This is a genomic window from Streptomyces griseocarneus (assembly GCF_014655595.1).
GTDB classification, from domain to species: Bacteria; Actinomycetota; Actinomycetes; order Streptomycetales; family Streptomycetaceae; genus Streptomyces; species Streptomyces griseocarneus.
In genome coordinates this window covers 279,406-304,755 of sequence record NZ_BNBL01000010.1, presented here as the reverse complement: position 1 = coordinate 304,755, position 25,350 = coordinate 279,406, and the positions used below count along the sequence as shown (strand labels likewise).

Sequence of the window (25,350 nt, the reverse complement as noted above, 5' to 3'; positions counted from 1 at the left end):
CGGGCCCCGGAAAGGGGCCCGGCCGGCGGTCTTCGCGCGTTCGTCACTCCGCGGCGGCGTGCAGGCTCATCGGGCCCGCGTAGATCTCCGTGTCGTCCTCGAAGAGGCGCACCTGGTCGACGCCGCCCTCCAGCAGGTCCTTCCAGTTCTCCCCGATCCAGGACTCCGCGTCACCCTGGGTCGTGAACTCCTCCGGCTCCAGCGCGGGGGGCGTCTCGCTCCCGTCGGCCTTCTCGAACCGCCACGTCCACACCATGTCCGCCTCCTGGGGGCTGAAGTGAGTGTCCGTGTCGCAGCCTAACGGTCCGTTAGGGACGAGAAAGGGTGAGCCCCGCGCGCCCGCCGTGCGGGGACGCGAGACGATCAGGGGGTGGAACTCACTCTCCTCGGCACCGGAGCCCCCGACGGGCTGCCGCGCCCCGGCTGCCCCTGCGCCGCCTGTGCCGTCGCCGTCGGCGACGAGGCGCGGGCGGCGACCTCCCTGCTCGTCGACGACGCGCTGCTGCTGGACCTCACCCCGGGCCCGGCCTTCGCCGCCGCCCGCGCCGGGCACTCCATCGCGGGCGTGCGGCAGGTGCTGCTCTCGCACCCCAACGACGGCCCCGCCGTGGAGTTCCCGGCCGGGCTGCCCGCGCCGGGCCGGGTGCCCGACGGGCGCGAGCTGTCGGTGATCAGCGGCCACCGGGTGCGGGCCATGGCGCTGGACGCGCCGGGCACGGGGTACGAGGTGACGTCGCCGGAGGGGCAGCGGCTGCTGTACCTGGCGCCCGGCGGGGGCCCGGCCGGGCTGCCCGGGCACGTCGGCCCGTACGACATGGTGCTGCTCGACGTCGTCGGGCGGCCCGACGCGCTGGCCCGGCTGCGGGAGGTGGGCGCGGTCGGGCCGACCACGGACGTGATCGCGGTGCACCTGGACCACGACGTCCCGCCGGGGCCCGAGCTGCACCGGCGGCTGGCGGCGGCGGGGGCCCGTGCGGTGCCGGACGGCACGACGCTGGCCGTCGGCGACTACCACGCCGTGCCGGACGTGCCCCGGCGGACGCTGGTGGTGGGCGGGGCGCGCTCGGGCAAGTCGGTGGAGGCCGAGCGGCGGCTGGAGTCGTTCCCGGAGGTGCTCTACGTCGCCACGGGCGGTACGCGCGAGGGCGACGCGGACTGGGCGGCGCGGGTGGCCCACCACCGCGAGCGGCGGCCGGGATCCTGGCGCACGGCCGAGACCTGCGACCTGGTGCCGCTGCTGGCGGCGCAGGGCCCGCCGCTGCTGATCGACTGCCTGGCGCTGTGGCTGACCGACGCGATGGACTCCGCCGGCGCGTGGGACGACGCCCGGTGGGCCGACGGCGGCGCGGCCGAGCTGGCCGGGCGGGTCGGGGAGCTGGTGGCCGCGATACGCGCCACGAGCCGCACCGTGGTCGTGGTGAGCAACGAGGTCGGCTCGGGCGTCGTCCCGGCGTCGGCGTCGGGCCGCCGCTTCCGCGACGAGCTGGGCCGGCTGAACGCGGCCGTGGGCGACGAGTGCGAACACGTCGTCCTGGTGGTGGCGGGGCAGGCGCTGTCGCTGCGCGGCTAGGAGCTGCGTGGCTAGCGCACGCCCCAGGGGCGCCCGCGCCGCGCCGTCCGAACCCCCGGCAACCCCGGTTGCCCAGGCCCCCCACGGGTAGTGTGTCGCGGATGAGCAGTCTGAATCTTGATGACTTCGCCACGCTGATCGAGCGCCCCGACGCCGGCGTCCGGCGGGACGCCGAGGAACGGCGCGAGCGGCTCGCCGCGCCGGCCGGCGCGCTGGGGCGGCTGGACGAGCTCGGCGAGTGGCTCGCCGCCGCGCAGGGCGTCCTGCCCGTGAAGCCGGTGGAGCGGCCCAGGGTGCTGCTCTTCGCGGGCGACCACGGCATCGCCAAGCTCGGCGTCTCCGGCGGCCCGGCCGGCGGGGCGCACGAGCTCGTACGGGCCGTGCTCGACGGGGTGAGCCCGGCGGCCGTGCTGGCCCGCCGGTTCGGGGCCGGGCTGCGCGTGGTGGACATGTCCGTCGACTGCGACGCGGCCGACCTGCCCGAGGACGTCACCCGGCACCGGGTGCGGCGCGGCTCGGGCCGCGTCGACATCGAGGACGCGCTGACCGCCGAGGAGGCGGAGCAGGCGTTCCGGGCCGGGATGGCCGTGGCCGACGAGGAGGCCGACTCCGGCACCGACCTCGTGGTCCTCGGCGACCTGAGCGTGGGCGGCACCACGGCGGCCGGGATCCTGGTGGGCGCGCTGTGCGGCACGGACGCGTCGGTGGTCACCGGGCGCGGCGGCTTCGGCATCGACGACCTGGCGTGGATGCGCAAGTGCGCCGCGATCCGCGACGGGCTGCGCCGGGCCCGCCCGGTGCTGGGCGACCAGCTGGAGCTGCTGGCCGCCACGGGCGGCGCGGACCTGGCGGCGATGACCGGCTTCCTGCTGCAGAGCGCGGTGCGCCGGACCCCGGTGATCCTGGACGGCGTGGTCACCGCGGCGTGCGCGCTGGTGGCCCAGCGGGTGGCGTTCCGGGCGCCCGACTGGTGGCTGGCCGGGCAGGCGAGCGGCGATCCGGCGCAGGCGAAGGCCCTTGACCGGATGGCGCTCAACCCTCTGCTCGACCACGGCGTCACAGTGGGCGAGGGGACAGGGGCGCTGCTGGCTCTGCCGTTGGTACAGGCGGCCGCGGCCCTGGCGGCGGAGCTCCCCGAGCGCTCCTGACGACGCCGGTGAGCCACCGGCGATCGTCGCGAGCGCCCGGATTCCGCCGCACAAGAGCCCCATATGATCAATTTTCATGGGAGATGTCCGCTTGACTCCGGATGAGGGCGCCCGCGGCGGCCCCTGGCAGCGGCGCGCCGCGTCGTTCGCCGTGTGGTACCTGCGTGCCGTTACGTTCGTCAATCTGCTCGGCGCGGTCTGGGTGTCCTTCGGCGCCGACGTCCGGCGGCACAACGTCGACGAGTTCTTCACTCCCTATCTGCTGTCGGCCGGCTTCGCCCCGGCGGTGGTGTCGCTGTTCCTGGCGATCACCATGCGCCGGCGCAAGCGGGCCGCGTGGATCCTCAACCTGGTGCTGTCCGGGCTGCTCCTGCTGCTCCTGGCGTTCGTGATGCTCTTCCCGGAGTTCCGCAGGCACGGCCTGAACTGGTTCTCGCTGGTGGTCACCGCGCTGTTCGTGCTCTCGCTGCTGGTGGGCCGCCGCGAGTTCTACGCCAAGGGCGACCGCTCCAACCCCAGGCTGGCCACCGCCGTCGCCGCCGTCGGCCTGCTCGTCACCTCGCTGCTCGCCGCCGGCCTGGTCACCGTCACCAACGAGTCCACCGACGAGCAGCGCTCGACGTTCCTGGACCGCTGGCACTACGGCGTCATGCGGCTGGTCTCGATCGCCGCCGACGACCAGCGCTACGCCGGCATCGCCCCTCCCGGGTGGGTCAACGTCGTCATCAACGTGATGAGCACGGCGCTGCTGATCCTGGTGCTGTTCGCGGCCTTCCGCTCCCGCCGCGCCACCGACCCGCTCACCGCCGAGGACGAGTCGCGCCTGCGCGGCCTGCTCGAGCGGTGGGGCGACCGCGACTCGCTGGGCTACTTCGCCCTGCGCCGCGAGAAGAGCGTCATCTGGTCCCCCTCCGGCAAGGCGGCGGTCACCTACCGCGTCGTCGGCGGCGTCTCGCTGGCCTCCGGCGATCCCATCGGCGACCCCGAGGCCTGGCCCGGGGCCATCGAGCCGTGGCTGACCGAGGCGCGCGAGCACGGCTGGATCCCGGCCGTGATGGGCGCGAGCGAGGAGGGCGGCACGATCTACGCCCGGCACGGCCTGGACGCCCTGGAGCTGGGCGACGAGGCGATCGTGGACACCGCCGAGTTCACCCTCGAGGGCCGGGCGATGCGGACCGTTCGCCAGGCCTACAACCGGGTCAAGCGCGCCGGGTACACCGTCACCGTCCGGCGGCACGAGGACATCCCCGAGGAGGAGATGGCCGAGCTGCTGCGCCGCGCCGACGACTGGCGCGACGGCGCGACCGAGCGCGGCTTCTCCATGGCGCTGGGCCGCCTCGGCGACCCGGACGACGGCCGCTGCGTGATGCTGGAGTGCCATGACGGCGACGGCGAGTTGCGCGCCGTGCTGAGCTTCGTGCCCTGGGGCCCCAAGGGCCTGTCGCTGGACCTGATGCGCCGTGACCGGGACTCCGAGAACGGCCTGATGGAGTTCATGGTCATCGAACTGCTCCAGCGGGCGAGGTCGCTGGGCATCACCCAGGTGTCGCTGAACTTCGCGATGTTCCGCTCCGTCTTCGAGCGCGGTTCGAAGCTCGGCGCGGGCCCGGTGCTGCGGATGTGGCGCTCGCTGCTGAGCTTCTTCTCCCGCTGGTGGCAGATCGAATCGCTCTACCGAGCAAATGCGAAGTACCGCCCCATCTGGGAGCCTCGTTTCATGCTGTTCGAGAAGAGCAGTGACCTGCTGCGCATCGGCATCGCCAGCGCCCGCGCCGAGGGCTTCCTGGAGGCCCCCGGCCTGCCCAAGTGGCTCAACCGCAAGCATCTGGAGAGCCGGCGATGAACCGCGCGGCGCTGCTCCGCGCCGCGCGCACCGAATGGGGTCCACTGTGTTCCGCCGTGTGGGGGACCCTCTCCCGCCGGCGGCTGAGGGCCGTCCCCATGACGCTCTCGGCCGTGGCCCTCACCGCGGTCTTCCAGATCGTCCAGAACCAGCCCTGGGGCTTCGGCCCCGTCCAGCGGGTGGGCTCCGTACAGGCCCAGCTGCCCTGGTGGGTCGCGCTGCTGCGCACGCCGCTGTCGCTGTTCGTGCCCGCGCTCGACCTGCCGGTGTGGGGGGCGCTGGCCCAGGTCCTGATCGTCTTCGGCATCGCCGAGTGCGCGGTGGGCCGGTGGCGCACGCTGGCCGTCGCGTACGTCGCCACCCTCGCGGGGACGATGTACGCCCGGCTGGCCGTGGCCATCGGCCCGGACTCGCCGTTCGGGCTGCCGCCCGAGGCCGCGAGGGTCATCGACACCGGTCCGTCGGCGGCGGTCGTGGGCCTGGCGATGTACGTCACCTGGCGCTACCGCGCCTGGTTCACCTGCTCCCTGGTGGTGCTCGCCATGGTGGTGGAGGTGTTCCTCAAGCCCAACCTGGCGGGCAAGGAGCACATCGCCGCCGTCGCCGCGATGCTCGTGGTGTGCGGCCTGGACGAGCTGCGGCGGCGCGGCAAGCCCCGCCGCGACGCCCACCGGCAGCCGGGTCAGCGGTCCGGCGCGCCCGCCACCAGATCGTGAACCCTGTGGCGCACCGCCGACCAGCGCGCGTCGTGCCGGTACGCCCGCACCCGCGCGCGGCGCCGGGCGCGGGGCCGGTGCCGGTAGAAGCGCCGCGCCCACGGTGACCCCGGCCGGGCCAGCCGCACCGCCGCCACGATGGCCACCAGCGGCACCACCGCGCCGATCAGCGCGAGCCGCGGCTTGCCCTTGGCCAGGGCGAACAGCGCCAGCAGGAAGTTGACGAGGGTGTTGGTCACCACGATGGTGCGGTTCTGCAGCTCGTCCGGCGTCAGCTCGTTCACCCCGAACGGCGAGAAGCCCAGGAGCACCAGCGCCACCAGCGCGGCGGTCAGGACCACTATCTCCACGCTCTTGCGGCCCTGCTCGGTCCAGTAGACGTCGTCCAGGTGGAGCACGAGCGCGAACTCGTCCAGCACCAGCCCGGCGCCCATGCCGAACAGCACGGCCGCCGCCGACGCCCCGAAGCCGTGCCGGCCCTCGGCCACCGCGCCGAAGCCGCCGACCACCATCAGCACCACGCCCGGCACCACGTGGTGGACGTGCATCCCGCCCGGCCGGATGTTGCGGAACGGCCCCTTCCCGGCCCGGATCAGCCGGGTGATGACCCGGGTCACCAGGAACGTCAGCACGAACGCGGTCAGCGCCAGCAGCAGCGGCAGCTTGCCCGGCTCGACGATGTTGCGTGCCAGCCAGTGACCCATGAGACTCCCGCTCCCGTACCCCCGCTCTCCCCGCAAAAGTACTGCCGCGGGCGCCGGGATACCCTGCCCGCGATGACCGACACGACCACCGCCCGGGCAAGCCTCGGCGACGCCCTGCGCTTCGCGTTCGGCACCCTCACCGTGCTGCCCGTCCCCCTCACCCGCTGGGACCGCCCGGCCGCCCGCGGCGGGATGCTGGCGGCGCCCCTGGCCGGGCTCGTCGTGGGCGGCTGCGCGGCCGCCGCCTCGGTCCTGCTCCTGCTGCTCGGGGCCGGCCCGGCGCTCGCCGCCGTGGCCGCCGTCGCGACCGGCGCCGTGCTCACCCGGGGGCTGCACCTGGACGGGCTGGCGGACGTGGCCGACGGGCTGGGCAGCGGCAAGCCGGCCGAGGACGCGCTGCGCGTGATGAAGCGGTCGGACATCGGCCCCTTCGGCGTCGTCACCCTGCTGCTCACCCTGCTCGCCCAGGTGGCCGTCCTCGCGCAGTTGTACGCGGCCAGTTGGACACGCGGCGCGGTCGCGGCGGTCGTCGCCGCCCTCGCCGCGCGCTGCGCCCTGACCCTGGCCGCCCGGGCGGGCGTGCCCGCCGCGCGGCCCGAGGGACTGGGCGCGGCGGTGGCGGGCGTGGTGCCCGTACGGGCCGCGTGGGCCGTGGCCGCGCTGGGCGCCGCCGCGGCCGCGGGAGCCTCTGCCTGCACGGCGGACGGCCCCTTCCGGGCGGCCCAGGGGGCGGCGGCCGTGCTGCTCGCCCTGGCCGCCGCCGAGTCGCTGCTGCGGCGCTGCCGGCGCCGGTTCGGCGGTGTGACCGGCGACGTGTTCGGCGCCCTGGCGGAGACCGCGGCGACGTGCGCGCTGGTCGTCCTGGCACTGGGCTGACCGCTCCCGCCCCGATACGCTCTCGCGTGCCGGATGGCCCGGGCCCTGGCGGCCCCAGCACGGCGCATACGATGCGCAAGGTGCGGCCGGACCACCGTCCACGGCCGAGAACTCGACGGAAGTAGGGACACCCACCACCGTGACTGCTCTGACTCTCAGCACTTCCAGTGCGGCGACGCTGCGCGCGGACGCCGTCGTCATCGGTGTGGCGAAGGGCCCGAAGGGCCTCGTCGCCGCGCCCGGTGCCGAAGCCGTGGACCAGGCCTTCGACGGCCGGCTGGCCGCCGTCGTGGAGACCCTCGGCGGCTCCGGCGGCGAGGGGGAGGTCACCAAGCTGCCCGCCCCCTCCGGCTTCAAGGCCCCGGTGGTGCTGGCGGTCGGCCTCGGTGACCTGCCCGCCGAGGGCGACGCCTTCGACGAGGAGGCGCTGCGCCGCGCCGCCGGTGTGGCGGCCCGTGCGCTGGCCGGCTCGAAGAAGGCCGCGTTCGCCCTGCCCGTCGAGGACGCCGAGTCCGCCGCCGCGATCGGCGAGGGCGCCATCCTGGGCGCGTACTCCTTCACCGCCTACCGCGGCGGCAAGGACGAGAAGCCCGCGAAGAACGCCCCGCTGGCCGAGGCCGCGATCCTGGGCGGCAAGCCGCGCGACAAGGCGTTCAAGGCCGCCGTCGAGCGCGCCACCGCCGTGGCCGCCGAGGTCAACCGCGCGCGCGACCTGGTCAACATGTCCCCCAACGACCTCAACCCGAAGTCGTTCGCCGCCCAGGCCCAGGCCGCGGGCAAGGAGTTCGGCCTCAAGGTCGAGGTGCTGGACGAGAAGGCGCTGCTCAAGGGCGGCTTCGGCGGTCTGATGGGCGTCGGCCAGGGCTCGGTCAACCCGCCGCGCCTGGTGCGCGTCGCCTACACCCACCCCAAGGCGGAGAAGACCCTCGCGCTGGTCGGCAAGGGCATCACCTACGACTCGGGCGGCATCTCCCTGAAGCCGGCCGGCCACAACGAGACCATGAAGTGCGACATGGCCGGCGCCGCCGCCGTCCTCGGCGCGGTCCTCGCCGTCGCCCGGCTCGGCCTGAAGGTCAACGTCACCGGCTGGCTGGCCCTCGCGGAGAACATGCCCTCCGGCAACGCCACCCGTCCGGGCGACGTGCTGCGGATGTACAGCGGCACGACGGTCGAGGTGCTGAACACCGACGCCGAGGGCCGCCTGGTGCTGGCCGACGCGCTGACCCGCGCCTCGGAGGAGAACCCGGACGCGATCGTGGACGTCGCCACCCTCACGGGTGCCATGGTCGTCGCGCTCGGCGACCGCACCTTCGGCGTCATGGCCAACGACGACGCGTTCCGCACCTCGCTGTACGAGATCGCCGAGGAGGTCGGCGAGCAGGCGTGGCCGATGCCGCTCCCCGTCGAGCTGCGCAAGTCCATGGAATCCCCGGTGGCCGACATGGCCAACATCGGCGAGCGCATGGGCGGCGGTCTGGTGGCCGGTGTCTTCCTGCAGGAGTTCGTGGGCGAGGGCATCGCCTGGGCGCACCTGGACATCGCGGGCCCCGCCTTCCACGAGAAGGCCCCCTTCGGCTACACCCCCAAGGGCGGCACCGGCTCCTCGGTGCGCACCCTGGTCCGGCTGGCGGAGCGCACCGCCGACGGCGACCTGGGCTGAGTCACGGGTCTCGTGCCGGCTCCGCGGCCCCGGGCGACGCCCGGGGCCGCGGCCGGTACGGTGGCGTGTTCGCTACGGACGAAACCCGCATGAACCGGCACGTTCGTACGCGCGAGTAACCCCCTGAAGGTGACGCATCAGTCGTCCCACAGCCCGGCCCGGCGTCCCGCCGTCCGTCAACAAGTGCGAAGATGTTGTCTCGGCAGGACAGGGCCCCCGTAATCACAGGGCCGAAGAAACGCGGCCGAACAACAGCCGCCGCCCGGTCACCGACGACCGGCAACGGCGTACCCATGCATGGAGGACGTGACGTGGCGAACGACGCCAGCACCGTTTTCGACCTAGTGATCCTCGGAGGCGGTAGTGGTGGTTACGCCGCTGCCCTGCGTGGAGCGCAGCTGGGTCTCGAGGTCGCCCTGATCGAGAAGGACAAGCTGGGCGGCACCTGCCTGCACCGCGGCTGCATCCCCACCAAGGCTCTGCTGCACGCCGGCGAGATCGCCGACCAGGCCCGCGAGGCCGAGCAGTTCGGTGTCAAGGCCTCCCTGGAGGGCATCGACATCGCGGGCGTCCACAAGTACAAGGACGACGTGATCTCGGGCCTGTACAAGGGCCTGCAGGGCCTGGTCGCCTCCCGCAAGGTCACCTACGTGACCGGCGAGGGCCGCCTGTCCTCCCCCACCTCCGTCGACGTCAACGGCCAGCGCTACACCGGCCGCCACGTCCTGCTGGCCACCGGCTCCACGCCGAAGTCGCTGCCGGGCCTGACCATCGACGGCAACCGCGTCATCTCCTCGGACCACGCGCTGGTCCTGGACCGCGTGCCGAAGTCCGCGATCGTGCTGGGCGGCGGCGTCATCGGCGTCGAGTTCGCCTCCGCGTGGAAGTCCTTCGGTGCCGACGTCACCATCGTCGAGGCGCTTCCCCACCTCGTCCCGGTCGAGGACGAGAACAGCTCCAAGCTGCTGGAGCGCGCCTTCCGCAAGCGCGGCATCAACTTCTCCCTCGGCTCCCGCTTCTCGGGCGTGGAGTACACCGCCGACGGAGTGAAGGTCTCGCTGGAGAACGGCAAGACCTTCGAGGCCGAGCTGCTGCTCGTCGCCGTCGGCCGCGGCCCGGTCTCCCAGGGCCTGGGCTACGAGGAGGCCGGGGTCGCCATGGACCGCGGCTACGTCCTCGTCGACGAGTACATGCAGACCAACGTGCCGACCGTCTCGGCCGTCGGTGACCTCGTCCCGACCCTCCAGCTCGCGCACGTCGGCTTCGCCGAGGGCATCCTGGTAGCGGAGCGTCTGGCCGGGCTCAAGCCCGTGCCGGTCGACTACGACGGCGTGCCGCGCGTCACGTACTGCCACCCCGAGGTCGCTTCGGTCGGCATCACCGAGGCGAAGGCCAAGGAGCTGTACGGCGCCGACAAGGTCGTCACCCTGAAGTACAACCTCGCGGGCAACGGCAAGAGCAAGATCCTCAAGACCGCGGGCGAGATCAAGCTCGTCCAGGTGCGGGACGGTGCCGTCGTCGGCGTACACATGGTCGGCGACCGCATGGGCGAGCAGGTGGGCGAAGCCCAGCTGATCTACAACTGGGAGGCGCTCCCCGCCGAGGTCGCGCAGCTCATCCACGCGCACCCGACGCAGAACGAGGCCATGGGCGAGGCGCACCTGGCCCTGGCCGGTAAGCCGCTGCACTCGCACGACTGAGTCCCGAGCGCACCACCATCCGCACTAACCGTAAGGAGCAACCGCAATCATGGCGGTTTCCGTAACCCTGCCGGCGCTCGGCGAGAGCGTGACCGAGGGCACTGTCACCCGTTGGCTCAAGGCCGAGGGTGAGCGCGTGGAGGCCGACGAGCCGCTGCTCGAGGTCTCCACCGACAAGGTCGACACCGAGATCCCGGCCCCCGCGGCCGGCATCCTCGCCTCCATCAAGGTGGCCGAGGACGAGACGGTCGAGGTCGGCGCCGAGCTGGCCATCATCGACGACGGCTCCGGCGCGCCCGCCGAGGCCGCGGCTCCGGCCGCCGCCGAGGCTCCGGCCGCTCCGGCCGCCGAGCCCGCCCCGGCCCCCGTGGCCGAGGCCCCCGCCGCCCCGGCGCCCGTCGCCGAGGCCCCGGCCGCCCCGGCCGCCGGTGGCGCCCAGGGCACCGACGTCGTCCTGCCCGCGCTGGGCGAGTCGGTCACCGAGGGCACCGTCACCCGCTGGCTCAAGGAGGTCGGCGAGACGGTCGAGGCCGACGAGCCGCTGCTCGAGGTCTCCACCGACAAGGTCGACACCGAGATCCCGGCCCCCGTCTCCGGCACCCTGCTGGAGATCCTGGTCGGCGAGGACGAGACCGCCGAGGTCGGCGCCAAGCTCGCCGTGATCGGTGCCGCCGGCGCCGCTCCGGCCGCCGCCGCTGCCCCGGCCGCCCCGGCTCCGGCTCCGGCCGCTCCGGCTCCGGCCCCCGCCGCTGCTCCGGCCGCGCCCGCCGCCCCGGCTCCGGCTCCGGCCGCTCCGGCTCCGGCTCCCGTCGCCGCTGCCCCGGCCCCCGCCGCTCCGGCCCCGGCTCCGGCCCCCGCGCCGGTCGCTCCGGCCGCGCCGAAGGCCCCGGCCGTCGCCGCCCCGGCGACGGACGGCGCCTACGTCACGCCGCTGGTGCGCAAGCTCGCCGCCGAGGCCGGCGTCGACCTGACCACCGTCGCCGGCACCGGCGTCGGCGGCCGCATCCGCAAGCAGGACGTCATCGCCGCCGCCGAGGCCGCCAAGGCCGCGCCGGCCCCGGCCGCCGCTGCCGCCCCGGCCGCCGCCGCCCCGAAGGCTCCGGCTCTCGAGGCGTCGCCGCTGCGCGGTCAGACGGTCAAGATGCCGCGCATGCGCAAGGTCATCGCCGACAACATGATGAAGGCGCTGCACGGCCAGGCGCAGCTGACCTCCGTGGTCGAGGTGGACATCACCAAGATCATGCGGATGCGCAACAAGGCCAAGGACGCCTTCGCCGCCCGTGAGGGCGTCAAGCTGTCCCCGATGCCGTTCTTCGTCAAGGCCGCCGTCCAGGCGCTGAAGGCCCACCCGGTCATCAACGCCCGGATCAACGAGGACGAGAACACCATCACCTACTTCGACTCCGAGAACGTCGGCATCGCCGTCGATTCGGAGAAGGGCCTGATGACCCCGGTCATCAAGGGTGCGGGTGACCTCAACATCGCGGGCATCGCCAAGAAGACGGCGGAGCTGGCGGGCAAGGTCCGTTCCAGCAAGATCAGCCCGGACGACCTGGCCGGCGCGACCTTCACGATCAGCAACACCGGCTCGCGCGGTGCGCTGTTCGACACGGTCATCGTGCCCCCGAACCAGGTCGGCATCCTGGGCATCGGTGCGACCGTCAAGCGCCCGGTGGTCATCAACCACCCGGAGCTCGGCGAGACCATCGCGATCCGCGACATGACGTACCTGGCGCTCTCCTACGACCACCGTCTGGTGGACGGCGCCGACGCCGCCCGCTACCTGACCACGGTCAAGCAGCTCCTGGAGGCCGCCGAGTTCGAGGCCGAGATCGGTCTCTGATCCGCACGCCTCGCGGCAGCGCACGCTGAAGGGCGCGGCCCCGGTCTCGTATCCGTACGAGCCGGGGCCGCGCCCTTCGCCATGCGCCCGCCGCGTCTCCCGGGGGACAGCCCCCCGGACCCCCGGCCGGGCCGGCAGGCCGGGGGAAGCGCCGATAATGACGTATCCGGCAGATCCGACCAAGGAGAGCAATGACCCCGCCCGTCGTCCATTCGCTGCGCGAGCAGATCCGCGAGCACATCCTCGAGGGGATCGTCAGCGGGCGCTGGCAGCCGGGCGAGCGCATCGTGGAGCGCCGGATCGCCGCCGAGCTGCTGGTGAGCCAGACGCCGGTGCGCGAGGCGCTGCGCGAGCTGGAGTCGCTGCGGCTGATCGAGTCCGTGCCCAACAAGGGCGTACGCGTCCGCGACCTGACCGCCGCCGACCTCAAGGAGAGCTACCCCGTCCGCGCGGGCCTGGAGCAGGTGGCCGCCGAGCTGGCCGCCGACACCCTCGCCGGGGACGTCTCGGCGCTGGAGCGGGAGGTGGCGGCCCTGGAGGTGGCCGACCGCGCGGGCGACAGCGAGGCGCAGGCGCGGCACACGGTGGCCTTCCACCGCGAGATCGTCCGGGCCTCGGGGAACTCCGTCCTGCTGCACACCTGGGAGTCGCTGGGCATCGAGGTCTGGACGACGCTGTCGATCCGCTGGCTCAGCCCCGAACCGCGCGCCCACGCCGAGGACCACGCGGAGATCGTACGGGCCTTCCGGCGCCGCGACCCCGCCATCGGCGAGCTCCTCAAGCGGCACGTCCTGAGCTGCGCGCCGCGCATCTGACCGCCCCGTTCCCCGGGCGGATTCCCATCCGATTTACCCTAGGGATTGATCGATCATCGATCAAAGGCGTATCGTCTCCGCCGGAGCCGTCCCGCGCGCCCTGTCCTGTGTCGCGGAACGGTCCGAAGGGGTGACGACAGGACCCCATGCGTCATCCGTGCCCTGGCTGCGCACGGGCTCCTGTCGTCGTGCCCCGAATATCGCCGTGCCCCGAATGTCAGCGGGCCCCGGCATGATGAGGTCATGCGTGCGGCCCGTCTGATCAAGCTGGTGCTCCTGCTGCAGTCCCGCTCGTCGATGACCGGGACGGAGCTGGCGCGCCGGCTCGAGGTCTCGGAGCGCACGGTCGCCCGGGACGTCCTCGCGCTGTCCGAGGCCGGCGTGCCCGTCTACGCCGACCGCGGCCGGGCCGGCGGATACCGCCTGATCGGCGGCTACCGCACGCGCCTGACGGGCCTCGGCCGGACCGAGGCCGAAGCCCTCTTCCTCTCCGGCGTGCCGACCGCCCTGCGCGACATGGGCCTGGCCGACGCCGCCTCCGCCGCCCGTCTGAAGGTCTCGGCCGCCCTGCTGCCCGAGCTGAGCGACGCCCCCGCGAGCGCGGCCCAGCGCTTCCACCTCGACGCCCCCGGCTGGTGGCAGCCCCACGACCCGCCCGATCTGCTGCCCGCCGTCGCCGACGCCGTCTGGGACGACCGCCGCATGACGGCCCGCTACGCCCGGCCGGACGGCGACGTGGAGCGGGACCTCGAGCCGTACGGCCTGATCCTCAAGGCGGGCGTCTGGTATCTGGCCGCCCGCGCGGACGCCGACGTCAGGGTCTACCGCGTGGACCGCTTCACGGCGGTGACCGTGGGCGAGGCCCGCTTCCACCGCCCCGAGTCGTTCGACCTGCCGGCCTTCTGGGAGGAACGCTCCGCCGCCTTCGCCCGCTCGATCCTCCGCGACCGCGTGGAGCTGCGCCTCACCCCCGACGGCGCCCGCCGCCTGCCGTACGTCACCGACCGTACGGCGGCCCAGGAGGCCCTCCGGGCCGCCGGCGCCCCGGACGGGCTGGGCCGCGTCGTCGTCACCTTGGCCGTCGAGTCGCGGGACGTGGCGTACGAACAGCTGCTGGCGCTCGGCCCCGAGGCCGAGGTGCTGGGGCCGCCGGAGCTCCGCGAGCGCTTCGCGCGGGCGGCGGCCCGCGCCGCCGCCCTCTACGGCTGATCCCCTACCGGTAGTCCTCCACCGGCGCGTCCTTGCCGCCGTACACCACGTCCTGGAAGTACCCCATGGCGTCCGGCCGGGAGCCGTCGGCGTCGGTGAACCCGTAGACCTTGGCGAGCTCACCGCTGGAGAGCGACCGGCCGTTCCACCGCGCCCGCTCCGGGTCGGCGGCGAGCGCGACGAGGGCGCGGCCGATGAAGACGGGCGACTCGGCGACGGCGAAGTGCGGGCTCGCGGCCACCGCGTCCCGCCACGTCTCCTCCGTCACCCCGAAGTGGTCGAGCATCCGCTCGGACCGCAGGAAGCCGGGCGTGAGGCTGACGGCCGTCCCGCCGTACTCCTGGAGCTCCTTCGCCAGCCCGAAGGCCATCCGGGTGGGGGCGATTTTGGCCAGGTCGTAGAAGAGGTTGTCACGGTAGGTGCGGTTGAACTCCTCCGTGCCGTCGGTGATCTCGACGACCAGGCCGCCCGGCCGCCGGACGAGCAGGGGGAGGGCGAAGTGGCTGGTGATGGCGTGGGTGTCGATCGACAGGCGCAGCATCCGCAGCCCCGCGGCGAGGTCGACGTCCCACACCTTGGTGTCGAACTCCAGCAGGTGGTCGCCGCCCCACACGTCGTTGACGAGCACGTCGAGCCGTCCGTGGTCCCGGTCGACGCGCTCGACGAGGGCGCGGACCTGATCCGGTTCCAGATGGTCGGTGGGTACGGCGATGCCGGTGCCGCCGGCGGCGGTGACCAGCTCGGCGGTCTCCTCGATGGTCTCGGGCCGGCCCACCTCGCTGCGCCGCTCGCGCGTGGTCCGCCCGGTCGCGTAGACCACGGCCCCGGCGCGGCCCAGCTCCACGGCCATGGCCCGGCCGGCCCCCCGGGTGGCGCCGGCGACCAGCGCGACCTTCCCCTCGAGCACACCCATGTCCAACCGTCCCCTCTCGTCACATCTCTTCCCGCCCGACGGCCTTCCGCCGGACGACGAGGACGACGCTGTCACCGAAACCGGACACCTCCTGTCCTGATTTTCCGGCAACCGGGCACCACCCGCCTCCGGTAACAACACGGCCGCATCCGGCTCCCTCCGGGTGCGTCGCCCCCCTCCAGGACCGATGCTGGTCCCGTGATGATGGACGAGACGGAGTTCTGGGAGCTGATCGACAGCGCACGAGAGACCGCCGAAGGAGACCCCGAGGACCAGGCCGACCTGCTGGTCGAGAAGCTCACGCAGCTCGACCCGGACGCCGTGCTGGACTTCGCCCGGCACTTCGAGGCGCGCTACAACCGCGCCTACCTGTGGGACTTGTGGGGAGCCGCGGCCGTGCTCCTCGACGGCGCGAGCGACGACGTCTTCGACTACTTCCGCTGCTGGCTGATCGGGCAGGGCCGGGAGGTGTTCGAGGGCGCCGTGCACGACCCGGACGCGCTCGCGGACCTGCTGGAGGACTTCGACGAGGAAGTGGACGGGGACGGCGAGGACCTGGGCTACGCGGCGGACGAGGCGTACGAGCAGCTGACGGGCGTGGAGACCCCCGACCTCGGCCTGCCCCCGCAGCCTTCCGAACCGCTCGGCACGGCGTTCGACCTCGAGGACGAGGCGGCGCTGGCCGAGCGCTTCCCCCGTCTCTGGGACCGCTTCAAGGCCTGACGAGACCTGACGAGACCTGACGAGACCTGACGGGACACCATGCGCGTAGCAGTCACGGGCTCGACGGGCCTGATCGGCAGGGCGCTCGTCCGCGCCCTCACCCGCGACGGCGACCAGGTGGTCCGCCTGGTGCGCCACCCGCCCCGGAACCCCGGCGAGGTCGAGTGGGATCCCGTCCGCCAGCGCGTGGACGCGGCGCATCTCGCCGGGTGCGAGGCCGTCGTCCACCTGGCCGGGGCCGGGGTGGGCGACCACCGCTGGACGGCGGCGTACAAGAAGGAGATCCGCGACAGCCGGGTGCTCGGCACCGGGGCGATCGCCGAGGCCGTGGCCTCGCTCGACACCCCGCCCCGGGTGCTGCTCAGCGCCAGCGCGATCGGCATCTACGGCGACACCGGCGAGCGGATCGTGGACGAGCGCACCCCGCCCGGCCGGGGCTTCCTGGCGGACGTCTGCCGGGACTGGGAGGAGGCGACGGGCGCGGCGACGGAGGCGGGCGTCCGCACGGTGCTGCTGCGCACCGGCCTGGTGGTGTCCGCCGAGGGCGGCGCCTGGGCCCGCCTCTTCCCCCTCGCCAGGCTGGGGCTGGCGGGCCGGCTGGGAAACGGCCGGCAGTACTGGAGCTTCATCTCCCTCACCGACCACATCGCGGCCCTGCGGCACCTGCTGCACTCCCCCGGCCTCTCGGGCCCCTTCAACCTCACGGCGCCGAACCCGGTCACCAACCGCGAGGCGACCGCGGCGACGGGGCGCGTGCTGAGGCGTCCGGCACTGCTGCCCGCGCCCGCTCCGGCGCTCAGGCTGGCGCTGGGCGAGATGGCCACGGAAGTGCTGGCCAGTCAGCGTGTGGTGCCGGCCCGCCTGCTGGAGTCCGGCTTCACGTTCTCCCACCCGGACGTCGAGAGCGCCGTACGAGCGGCGCTGGCGAAGGGCTGACGCCCTCGGTCCGCACCCCGGAACGGGGGTTTGTGCGACCGCCGTGCGACCGTGCCCGGCCCGTGCGCGACTGTTATTGACCGGATTTCTCTCTACGGTCGAGGCGAACTCGCGCATCGCCGCCGCCGGTTGAGGGCATCAGGCCCCCGAGCGAGCGGACCGACCCCGGGAGGGCACGTGCTCAGCAGCGCACGCACCGCACACCACGCTGATGTCGTCATCGTGGGGGCAAGCCTGGCCGGCCTCTCGGCGGCCCAGCACCTGATCAGTTCCGGCGTGACCGTGACCGTCCTGGAGTCCGGCCCGCAGCCGGGCGGCCGCATGACCACCGACTCGGTGGACGGCTTCCTCCTGGACCGCACGGGCCAGCTGCTCAACACCTCGTTCCCCGAGCTGATCCGCACCCCCGGCCTGGAGGCGCTCAAGCTGCGGCCCTTCACCCCCGGCGTGCTGGTGCACACCGACGGCCGCAACCACCGCACCGGCGAACTGCGCGGCGCCAAGCGCGCCTTCACCACCGCCCGCGCCTTCGCGGCGGCCCGCGCCTCGCGCAGCGCCGGCCTGGACCAGGCCCGGCTGGGAGCGGCGCTGGCCCGCCTCGCCGCGCTGCCCATCGACCGCATGCTGGCCCGCCCGGACCGCCCCACGTCCGCGACCCTCGCCACCCGGGGCCTGCCGGCCCGTACGGTGGAGGGCTTCCTGCGCCCCCTCCTGGCGTCGCTGCTCTCGGACCCCGACCTCACCACGTCCAGCCGCTGCGCCGACCTGGTCCTGCGCGGCTACGCCCGCGGCCGCCTCGCCCTCCCGGCGGGCGGGGCGGGCGTGATCCCGGACCTGCTGGCGGCCCAGCTGCCACCGGAGACGGTGCGGACGGGCGTGGTGGCCAAGACGGTGGGCACCACCGCGGTGGACACGGCCGAGCACGGCGAGATCACCTGCCGCTCGGTCGTCGTCGCGACGGGCGCCCGCTCGGCGGCGGAGCTGATCCCGGGACTGCGCCTGCCGGGCTTCCACCCCGTGACGATCCTGCACCACACCGCGGAGGAGCCGCCGCTGCGCGACGCCTCACTGATCCTCACCGGCGCCCGCCGGGGCCCGGTGGCCCACACCACGGTGGCCAGCGAGGTGGACCCGGACCGCGCGCCGGCCGGCAAGGCCCTGATCACCTCGACGGTCCTGGGCGCGGCGGCCGGCCTGCCCACGGCGGAGCTCGACCGGGCGGCCCGCGCCCAGCTGGCCCGCGTCTACGGCACCTCGACCACGGCGTGGCGGCTCCTGGCGGCCCACCACGACCCGGACGCGGTGCCCGCCATGCCGGCCCCGCACGACGTGCGCCGCCCCGTGCGGCTGCTGTCGGGCCTCTACGTCTGCGGCGACCACCGCGACACCAGCACGGTCCAGGGGGCGCTGTTCTCCGGCCGCCGGGCCGCGCAGGCGGTCCTGCGCGACCTGGGCGTCCGCCCGGGACAGGCGCAGACCCTGCGGGCGGCGTAGCCCGGCAGGGCCCGCGGCCCGGTGGGCACGACCGGCGACGCCGGGCCGCGCGGCCGTCAGAGCACCGACACCTTCTCCCGGTACGCCCGCACGGCCGCCGCGTCCCGGTACGGCTCGAGCCGGCGCTCGAAGTCGCGTACGTACTCCAGCGCCCGCACCGACCGCATCTCCGCCGCCGCCTGCGCCGCCTCCACCCCGAGCGCGCACGCCTGCTCCAGCTCGCCCAGCCCCAGCCGCGCCGACGCCAGCACCACCTTGCAGAACAGCCGGCTGCGCGCGTACGCCGGCGCCCGCAGCTGCAGCGACCGCTCGGCGTGCTGCGCGGCGGCGCGGTACTGCTGCAGGTCCCGGTGGCAGTGCCCGAACTCGTCGGCCAGCTGCGCCTCGTCGAAGAAGCGCGCCCAGTACGGCACGTCGTCGCCCGGCCGCGAGCTCTCCAGGGCCCGTTCGGCCCGGGCCAGCGACGCCGAGCACGCCCGCACCTCCCCCAGGACGCCGTGCCCCCGGGCCTCCACCGCGTGCAGCAGCGACTGCACCACCGGCGGCGCCCCGGACCCGACGCCCTGCTGGGCGACCCGCGCCAGCTGCACGGCCTCGCGGCCGTGGCCGAGGTAGACGGCCTGGCGGCTCATCGTGACCAGGACATAGCTGCCGTAGGCGCGGTCGCCGGCCGCCTGGGCCAGCCGCAGCGCCTGGACGTAGTACCGCTGGGCGAGGCCGTGCGCCGCGATGTCGTACGACGTCCAGCCCGCGAGCCGCGTCAGGTCGGCGGCCGCGGCGAACAGCCGCCGGCCCGTCGTCTCGCCGTACACGCCCCGCAGCATCGGCTCGGTCTCGTGCTCGAGGTAGCGCACCAGCGCCTGGCGGGCGTGCCCGCCGCCGTAGGCGTTGTCGATGGTGCGGAACAGCTCGCCCACCGACCGCAGCGCCGCGATGTCGCCCATGGAGACCCGGGCGCCCGGCGCCCGCTCCGCGAGCCGCTGGCGGGGCAGGGACAGCGCCGACGGCGCCAGGGGCGGGGCCACGGCGGAGGACGGCGCCCCCTGTGCGGCCCGCGCCTGCTGCGGTACGCGCACGCCCTCTCCGGAGGGCGCGGGGCCCGGGCCGCGCGCCACCCGTTCGTCCGCGCGCCCGATCAGCCAGTCCCGGCTCGGCACCACCAGCCCGGCCGGCGTGAAGGCGATCTTCCGCAGCTCGGTGTGGCTGCCGGAGTCCTTGCGCCAGAGCCCGCTGACGATGTCAATGGCCTCTTCCGGTGAGGCGGCGAATTCGAGCCCGGCGTACACGGGGGCGCACGCGTCCAGCCCGAGGTCCTGGGCGGACAGCCGCCGCCCGAGCCGCCGGGTGAACACCTCGGCGATCAGCGCGGGCGTGGTGCCGCGCGGCTGCTGGCCGCGCAGCCACCGCGTGACGGAGGTCTTGTCGTAGCGCAGGTCGAGGCCGTGTTCGAGCCCCAATTGATCGACGCGGCGGGCCAGGCCCGCATTGGAAAAGCCGGCCTCCGCGATGAGCGCCGCGAGCTGACGGTTGGGGATGCGCTGTGGGGGTCGTTCCGTCATCAGCCTGCCGGTCTCCCTGATCTTTGTTCCTGGAACGGCGTGAACTTAGCGGCCCCCAACGCCCCGATCGCCACCTTCGCCCCGCATTCATCCGATCGTGTGAGGACAGATCAGATACCCCCCGGAAGATCACCTCCGAAGATCACCGGGCGATCGGCCGGGGCGGCCGCCCTCCCGGCCCCCTGCGGGTTCGCCGGCGCTCCGCCGTACAGTGGCAAGAACGCGAGCGACACCATGTGGTTCGAAGGTTCGAAGGAAAAGGGAAGCTGCCGTGACTGAGCTGCGCTTTGTCCACCTGGGCTTCGGAGCGGACGCCGTCGAGTACCAGCAGGCGTGGCAGGAGCAGCGCACCGTCCACGCGGCGCGGTTCGCGGACGAGATCCCGGACACCTGCCTGCTCCTGGAGCACCCGGCGGTCTACACGGCCGGACGGCGCACGGAGGACAGCGAGCGCCCCCTGGACGGCACCCCGGTCATCGACGTCGACCGCGGCGGCAAGATCACCTGGCACGGTCCCGGCCAGCTCGTCGGCTACCCGATCCTCAAGCTCCCCCGCCCGGTGGACGTCATCGCGCACGTCCGCCGCCTGGAGGAGGCCCTCATCCGCGTCTGCGCCGAGCTCGGCCTGGAGACGACCCGGGTGGAGGGGCGCAGCGGGGTGTGGGTGCTGGGGGATCCGGTGGAGACCCGCCCGGCCGTCGGCGGCCTGAGCCTGGACTTCGACCCCCGGCTGACGGACGAGGAGTTCGACCCCCGCCTCAACGGCCCGGAGTACGCTCCCTCCAACGCCGGCCAGCGCCGCGAGGACCGCAAGCTGGCGGCGATCGGCATCCGCATCGCCAAGGGCGTCACGATGCACGGCTTCTCCTTCAACTGTGACCCGGACAACACCTGGTTCGACCGGATCGTCCCCTGTGGCATCCGCGACGCCGGTGTGACGTCGCTCTCCAACGAACTGGGCCGCCGGGTGACCGTGGCCGAGGTGATCCCGCTGGTGGAGAAGCACCTGCGGGAGGTCCTGTCGGCGGACGAGCCGCGTCCCCGCGCGGTGGAGCCGGCCACGGCCGCCGCCGAGTAGAGGGGAATGCGCCCCGGGCACCGACGGTTGCCTTGGGCGTACGCGCAGGCGCGCGTATGAGCGTAGGAAATAACGGGCGTACCCTGGTGTCCGCCGAGGAATCGAAGTCATAGGGAGCCGGACGTGTCCGCAGTCGCACCCGACGGACGCAAGATGCTGCGCTTGGAGGTCCGGAACGCCCAGACCCCCATCGAGCGCAAGCCCGAGTGGATCAAGACCCGGGCGAAGATGGGCCCCGAGTACACCGAGCTCCAGGGCCTGGTGAAGCGCGAGGGCCTGCACACGGTGTGCCAGGAGGCGGGCTGTCCCAACATCTACGAGTGCTGGGAGGACCGCGAGGCCACGTTCCTCATCGGCGGCGACCAGTGCACCCGGCGCTGTGACTTCTGCCAGATCGACACCGGCAAGCCGCAGGCGCTCGACCGCGACGAGCCGCGCCGCGTGGGCGAGTCCGTCGTCGCGATGGACCTGAACTACGCCACCATCACCGGCGTCGCGCGCGACGACCTGGAGGACGGCGGCGCCTGGCTGTACGCCGAGACCGTGCGCCAGATCCACCAGCAGACCGCCGGCCGCGAGGGCGGCCACACCAAGGTCGAGCTGCTGGCCCCCGACTTCAACGCGGTGCCCGAGCTGCTGGAGGAGGTCTTCGCCTCCCGCCCCGAGGTCTTCGCCCACAACGTCGAGACGGTCCCGCGGATCTTCAAGCGGATCCGCCCCGGCTTCCGCTACGAGCGCTCGCTCGAGGTCATCACGCGCGCCCGCGAGGCCGGCCTGGTGACGAAGTCGAACCTCATCCTGGGCATGGGCGAGACCCGCGAGGAGATCAGCGAGGCGCTGCAGGACCTGCACGACGCGGGCTGCGACCTGATCACCATCACCCAGTACCTGCGCCCCTCGGTGCGCCACCACCCGGTGGAGCGCTGGGTGAAGCCGCAGGAGTTCGTGGAGCTGAAGGAGGAGGCGGAGGAGATCGGCTACGCCGGCGTCATGTCCGGCCCGCTGGTCCGCTCCTCCTACCGCGCGGGCCGGCTGCACCAGCAGGCGATCGAGAAGCGCGAGGCCGCCGCCTCGGCGAAGGCGGTCTGAGACACCCCCTGCGGAGCGTCGTGAAACGCGGCCCGTACCTCCCGGCGAACGCCGGAGAAGGTACGGGCCGCGTCAACGTTTCATAGGTGTTTGACCAACAGGTCATCCGTTGGTAACACCGTTCAGTGACGATGGGTGTACGCACAGCAGTGCGACCCCCACCCGTACGGCCCCCAGCAGTACGACACCCTCCACGCTCCGATGACCGCCGCTCCCGAGGGGAAAACCGAGATGCAGGCCGCGCCCGGTACCGCACTCCTGTCGACCGCCACCCGCGCCTCCACCGCTCTGCCGTCCACCCTGTCCGTACGACCTCCGTCCGTCACCGGCGCCCTGCGCGCGCTGGAGGGCCTGCTGATGCGCGGGGGCCAGCGCACCGCCCGGCGCAACGCCTGGACGGCGGTGCTGGAGGACCGCCGCCGGGCCAAGGACAGGCGTGAGGCGCAGCATGTGCTCGAGGCCGTGGCTACCCCTGGTCCGCAAGCCACGTAAACTTCGCCGTATGGCGAGGAAGGAAACATCCGAGAACCCCGGGCGACTGAAGCAGATCGCCCTGACCTACAAGATGACCAAGAAGGTCGACTCGAAGGTCGGTCTTGTCGTCGCGGCTGTGGGCATTGTCACCTTCGGTGTACTCCTTGCCATCGGCTTCTTGATCGACCACCCGATTTACCTGGGCATTCTGGGCTTCCTGCTGGCCTTCCTCGCGATGGCGATCGTCTTCGGGCGACGCGCCGAGCGCGCTGCCTTCGGGCAGATGGAGGGCCAGCCGGGTGCCGCCGCCGCGGTGCTGGAGAACATCCGGCGCGGTGGCTGGACGACGACTCCCGCGGTCGCGATGAACCGCAACCAGGACGTCGTCCACCGTGCCGTGGGCAAGGCGGGCATCGTGCTGGTCGGCGAGGGCAACCCCAACCGGGTGAGGGTCCTGCTGGCGGCCGAGAAGAAGCGCATGGCGCGCATCGTCGCGGACGTGCCGGTGCACGACATCGTGGTGGGCGACGGCGAGGGCCAGGTGTCGCTGAAGAAGCTGCACACCACGCTCCTGAAGCTGCCCCGGGTGCTGCCGGGCGCGCAGGTGACGGCCGTGAACGACCGGCTGCGCGCGCTGGGCGACCTGATGAGCAACATGCCGATCCCGAAGGGGCCCATGCCGAAGGGCATGCGGATGCCGAAGGGCCGCTGACACGTAAGAGAACAAATAAAAGGGGCGGGGCGGACCTTTCGGTTCCGCCCCGCCCCTTTTTTCGTTCCGCGATCGTTCGTTCCACGTCTCGATTACATCTCGGTTATGCCCGGGATCCGCTGTCAGATCCGGACCTGAACCGCGCGCGAGAAACGATCGTGAAGACCGCGCGTGTCGCGGTCCCAGACCACGGCGGGGATGACGAGAACGAGCAGCACGCTGCGCAGCAGCACCCGCGGCAGGGAGAGCCGGGCGCCGTCCTCGGAAATGACGCGCAGGCCCAGCAGGCGCTTGCCCGGAGTGCAGCCGACCGTACCGACGGTGAGCAGGCTGAGGACGAAGAAGATCAGTACGGCCCAGTTCCCGACCCGCTGGAGGTCGGCGCCGCCCAGAAAGCCGTATGCAATGAGCTCGCACAACGCCCAGTCGACGACGAGGGCCGCGATGCGGCGGCCGGGCGGGGCCACGGAGCCCGGCCCCTCCTTCGGGAGCCCCAGGCGCTCGCCCCGGTGGCCGAATTCGACGCCCATGTCCTCGGCGGCGGCGCGGGGACCGGAGAGCCATGATCCGATTGCTTGCCTGTTGTCCACCCGACAAAGGTACTGCGTCCCACTCTGTTCCCCGGCGCCCGGGTACGCCCCCGCCGCGCGGCGGTTAACGTCGGCGAAACAAATGGGTCATGCTTGAGAAATCCCGTCTCTCTAGGGTCGGCCCCAGCGCGCCATTGCGATACGGACCGCGCCACCGAAGCAATCCCCGACCCGTGCGGCCGGGCTAGGAGGAGTTGGATGTTCCAGAACGCCGACGAGGCCAAGAAGTTCATCAAGGATGAGGACGTCAAGTTCGTCGACGTCCGATTCTGCGACCTGCCTGGCGTGATGCAGCACTTCACGATCCCGGCCGCGGCCTTCGACCCGGACGAGGAGCTGGCGTTCGACGGCTCGTCGATCCGCGGTTTCCAGGCCATCCACGAGTCCGACATGGCGCTGCGCGCGGACCTGTCCACGGCTCGCATGGACCCGTTCCGCCGGGACAAGACGCTCAACATCAACTTCTTCATCCACGACCCGATCACGGGCGAGCAGTACAGCCGCGACCCGCGCAACATCGCCAAGAAGGCCGAGGCCTACCTCGCCTCCACCGGCATCGCGGACACCGCGTTCTTCGGCCCCGAGGCCGAGTTCTACGTCTTCGACAGCGTCCGCTTCGAGACCAGCGCGAACCAGTCCTTCTACCACATCGACTCCGAGGCGGGCGCCTGGAACACCGGTGCGCTGGAGGACAACCGCGGCTACAAGGTCCGCTACAAGGGCGGCTACTTCCCGGCCCCGCCGGTCGACCACTTCGCCGACCTGCGCGCCGAGATCTCCCTGGAGCTGGACAAGGCCGGCCTGCAGGTCGAGCGCCAGCACCACGAGGTCGGCACCGCCGGCCAGGCGGAGATCAACTACAAGTTCAACACGCTGCTGGCCGCGGCCGACGACCTGATGCTCTTCAAGTACATCGTGAAGAACGTCGCCTGGCGCAACGGCAAGACCGCGACCTTCATGCCGAAGCCGATCTTCGGTGACAACGGCTCGGGCATGCACGTCCACCAGTCGCTGTGGACCAACGGCGAGCCCCTCTTCTACGACGAGCAGGGCTACGCGGGCCTGTCGGACACCGCCCGCTACTACATCGGCGGCATCCTCAAGCACGCCCCGTCGCTGCTGGCCTTCACCAACCCGACGGTGAACTCCTACCACCGCCTGGTCCCCGGCTTCGAGGCCCCGGTCAACCTGGTCTACTCGCAGCGCAACCGCTCGGCCGCCATGCGCATCCCGATCACGGGCTCCAACCCGAAGGCCAAGCGCGTCGAGTTCCGCGCCCCGGACCCGTCCTCGAACCCCTACCTCGCCTTCTCGGCCCTCCTCCTGGCCGGCCTCGACGGCGTCAAGAACAAGATCGAGCCCGCCGAGCCGATCGACAAGGACCTCTACGAGCTCGCCCCCGACGAGCACGCGAACGTCCCCCAGGTCCCGACCTCCCTCCCGGCCGTCCTCGACGCCCTCGAGGCCGACAACGAGTACCTCCAGGCCGGTGGCGTCTTCACCTCCGACCTGATCGAGACCTGGATCGACTACAAGCGCACCAACGAGATCGCCCCGATCCAGCTGCGCCCGCACCCGCACGAGTTCGAGATGTACTTCGACATCTAAACCCTGCGTCCGCAGTCCCGAGCCCCGTTCCCGCCCGCGCGGGAGCGGGGCTCGGGGCGTTTCCGGGGGCGGCCGGGGCGGATCCGGGGG

General features: G+C 73.0%; 23 protein-coding genes. 18 read left to right on the top strand and 5 right to left on the bottom strand.

Going from position 1 to position 25,350, the window contains the following annotated elements; all coding sequences use genetic code 11:
* Positions 1-43: 43 nt before the first annotated feature.
* Positions 44-256, bottom strand: coding sequence for a hypothetical protein (locus IE295_RS25010; RefSeq protein ID WP_190065995.1), 213 nt, complete (start codon positions 254-256; stop codon positions 44-46).
* A 114-nt stretch (positions 257-370) separates the two neighbouring features.
* Here IE295_RS25010 and IE295_RS25005 point away from each other — a divergent pair, with 114 nt between their 5' ends.
* The 4 genes from IE295_RS25005 to IE295_RS24990 all read left to right on the top strand — a co-directional run bounded on the left by IE295_RS25005 (position 371) and on the right by IE295_RS24990 (position 5,277).
* A complete protein-coding gene (locus IE295_RS25005; protein ID WP_190065994.1) occupies positions 371-1,570 on the top strand; it encodes a bifunctional adenosylcobinamide kinase/adenosylcobinamide-phosphate guanylyltransferase in 1,200 nt (399 codons plus the stop codon).
* Between the two features lie 101 nt (positions 1,571-1,671).
* Positions 1,672-2,718, top strand: coding sequence for a nicotinate-nucleotide--dimethylbenzimidazole phosphoribosyltransferase (gene cobT, locus IE295_RS25000; RefSeq protein ID WP_190065993.1), 1,047 nt, complete (start codon positions 1,672-1,674; stop codon positions 2,716-2,718).
* Between the two features lie 76 nt (positions 2,719-2,794).
* Complete coding sequence (locus IE295_RS24995) at positions 2,795-4,561, top strand: phosphatidylglycerol lysyltransferase domain-containing protein (protein WP_190065992.1); 1,767 nt, start codon at positions 2,795-2,797, stop codon at positions 4,559-4,561.
* Entirely contained in the window at positions 4,558-5,277 is a 720-nt protein-coding gene (locus tag IE295_RS24990; RefSeq protein ID WP_190065991.1) for a hypothetical protein, read from the top strand. Before IE295_RS24995 ends, IE295_RS24990 begins: the two co-directional genes overlap by 4 nt.
* On the opposite strand, the gene IE295_RS24985 is transcribed toward IE295_RS24990, so the two are convergent.
* Entirely contained in the window at positions 5,244-5,981 is a 738-nt protein-coding gene (locus IE295_RS24985; RefSeq protein WP_190065990.1) for a hypothetical protein, read from the bottom strand. The two genes, IE295_RS24990 and IE295_RS24985, sit on opposite strands and share 34 nt — an antisense overlap.
* Before the next feature lie 72 nt (positions 5,982-6,053).
* Between IE295_RS24985 and IE295_RS24980 the strand changes: the two genes are divergently transcribed.
* The 6 genes from IE295_RS24980 (at position 6,054) to IE295_RS24955 (ending at position 14,084) form a co-directional block, all read left to right on the top strand.
* Positions 6,054-6,857 (top strand): adenosylcobinamide-GDP ribazoletransferase, encoded by an 804-nt coding sequence (locus tag IE295_RS24980; protein ID WP_190065989.1) that lies wholly within the window; start codon positions 6,054-6,056, stop codon positions 6,855-6,857.
* 139 nt (positions 6,858-6,996) lie between these two features.
* Entirely contained in the window at positions 6,997-8,517 is a 1,521-nt protein-coding gene (locus tag IE295_RS24975; RefSeq protein ID WP_190065988.1) for a leucyl aminopeptidase, read from the top strand.
* A 311-nt stretch (positions 8,518-8,828) separates the two neighbouring features.
* Positions 8,829-10,217, top strand: coding sequence for a dihydrolipoyl dehydrogenase (lpdA, locus tag IE295_RS24970; RefSeq protein WP_190065987.1), 1,389 nt, complete (start codon positions 8,829-8,831; stop codon positions 10,215-10,217).
* 49 nt (positions 10,218-10,266) lie between these two features.
* Positions 10,267-12,060, top strand: a complete 1,794-nt coding sequence (gene sucB, locus IE295_RS24965; RefSeq protein ID WP_190065986.1) for a 2-oxoglutarate dehydrogenase, E2 component, dihydrolipoamide succinyltransferase — start codon at positions 10,267-10,269, stop codon at positions 12,058-12,060.
* Between the two features lie 191 nt (positions 12,061-12,251).
* On the top strand, positions 12,252-12,875 hold the full coding sequence (locus IE295_RS24960) for a GntR family transcriptional regulator (RefSeq protein ID WP_190065985.1): 624 nt from the start codon (positions 12,252-12,254) through the stop codon (positions 12,873-12,875).
* Between the two features lie 243 nt (positions 12,876-13,118).
* Entirely contained in the window at positions 13,119-14,084 is a 966-nt protein-coding gene (locus tag IE295_RS24955) for a helix-turn-helix transcriptional regulator (RefSeq protein ID WP_190065984.1), read from the top strand.
* A 4-nt stretch (positions 14,085-14,088) separates the two neighbouring features.
* Here the strand turns inward: IE295_RS24955 and IE295_RS24950 are convergent, their stop codons facing one another.
* Entirely contained in the window at positions 14,089-14,997 is a 909-nt protein-coding gene (locus IE295_RS24950; protein ID WP_190065983.1) for an SDR family oxidoreductase, read from the bottom strand.
* Positions 14,998-15,201: 204 nt separating this feature from the next.
* Between IE295_RS24950 and IE295_RS24945 the strand changes: the two genes are divergently transcribed.
* From IE295_RS24945 to IE295_RS24935, 3 genes are all read left to right on the top strand, one after another.
* Entirely contained in the window at positions 15,202-15,720 is a 519-nt protein-coding gene (locus tag IE295_RS24945; protein WP_190066022.1) for a DUF4240 domain-containing protein, read from the top strand.
* 39 nt (positions 15,721-15,759) lie between these two features.
* The gene (locus tag IE295_RS24940; protein WP_190065982.1) at positions 15,760-16,656 is read left to right on the top strand and encodes a TIGR01777 family oxidoreductase; all 897 of its coding nucleotides are present in this window, start codon (positions 15,760-15,762) and stop codon (positions 16,654-16,656) included.
* Positions 16,657-16,833: 177 nt separating this feature from the next.
* Positions 16,834-18,150 (top strand): NAD(P)/FAD-dependent oxidoreductase, encoded by a 1,317-nt coding sequence (locus IE295_RS24935; protein WP_190065981.1) that lies wholly within the window; start codon positions 16,834-16,836, stop codon positions 18,148-18,150.
* A gap of 56 nt (positions 18,151-18,206) precedes the next feature.
* Here the strand turns inward: IE295_RS24935 and IE295_RS24930 are convergent, their stop codons facing one another.
* Positions 18,207-19,709, bottom strand: a complete 1,503-nt coding sequence (locus tag IE295_RS24930; RefSeq protein ID WP_190065980.1) for an NsdA family TPR-like regulatory protein — start codon at positions 19,707-19,709, stop codon at positions 18,207-18,209.
* Between the two features lie 271 nt (positions 19,710-19,980).
* On the opposite strand from IE295_RS24930, the gene lipB reads away from it, so the two are divergent.
* From lipB to IE295_RS24910, 4 genes are all read left to right on the top strand, one after another.
* Positions 19,981-20,787: a lipoyl(octanoyl) transferase LipB gene (lipB, locus tag IE295_RS24925; protein WP_190065979.1), complete on the top strand. Its 807-nt coding sequence runs from the start codon at positions 19,981-19,983 to the stop codon at positions 20,785-20,787.
* Between the two features lie 123 nt (positions 20,788-20,910).
* Entirely contained in the window at positions 20,911-21,876 is a 966-nt protein-coding gene (lipA, locus tag IE295_RS24920) for a lipoyl synthase (RefSeq protein ID WP_190065978.1), read from the top strand.
* Between the two features lie 231 nt (positions 21,877-22,107).
* Positions 22,108-22,368 carry an SCO2195 family GlnR-regulated protein gene (locus IE295_RS24915; RefSeq protein WP_224322909.1) on the top strand — a complete coding sequence of 87 codons (261 nt, stop codon included), beginning with the start codon at positions 22,108-22,110 and terminating at the stop codon, positions 22,366-22,368.
* 10 nt (positions 22,369-22,378) lie between these two features.
* Positions 22,379-23,062, top strand: a complete 684-nt coding sequence (locus IE295_RS24910; protein WP_190065977.1) for a DUF4191 domain-containing protein — start codon at positions 22,379-22,381, stop codon at positions 23,060-23,062.
* Positions 23,063-23,184: 122 nt separating this feature from the next.
* Here the strand turns inward: IE295_RS24910 and IE295_RS24905 are convergent, their stop codons facing one another.
* Positions 23,185-23,652 (bottom strand): RDD family protein, encoded by a 468-nt coding sequence (locus tag IE295_RS24905; protein ID WP_190065976.1) that lies wholly within the window; start codon positions 23,650-23,652, stop codon positions 23,185-23,187.
* Between the two features lie 198 nt (positions 23,653-23,850).
* Here IE295_RS24905 and glnA point away from each other — a divergent pair, with 198 nt between their 5' ends.
* Positions 23,851-25,260 (top strand): type I glutamate--ammonia ligase, encoded by a 1,410-nt coding sequence (gene glnA, locus IE295_RS24900; RefSeq protein ID WP_190065975.1) that lies wholly within the window; start codon positions 23,851-23,853, stop codon positions 25,258-25,260.
* The last annotated feature ends 90 nt before the right edge of the window (positions 25,261-25,350 follow it).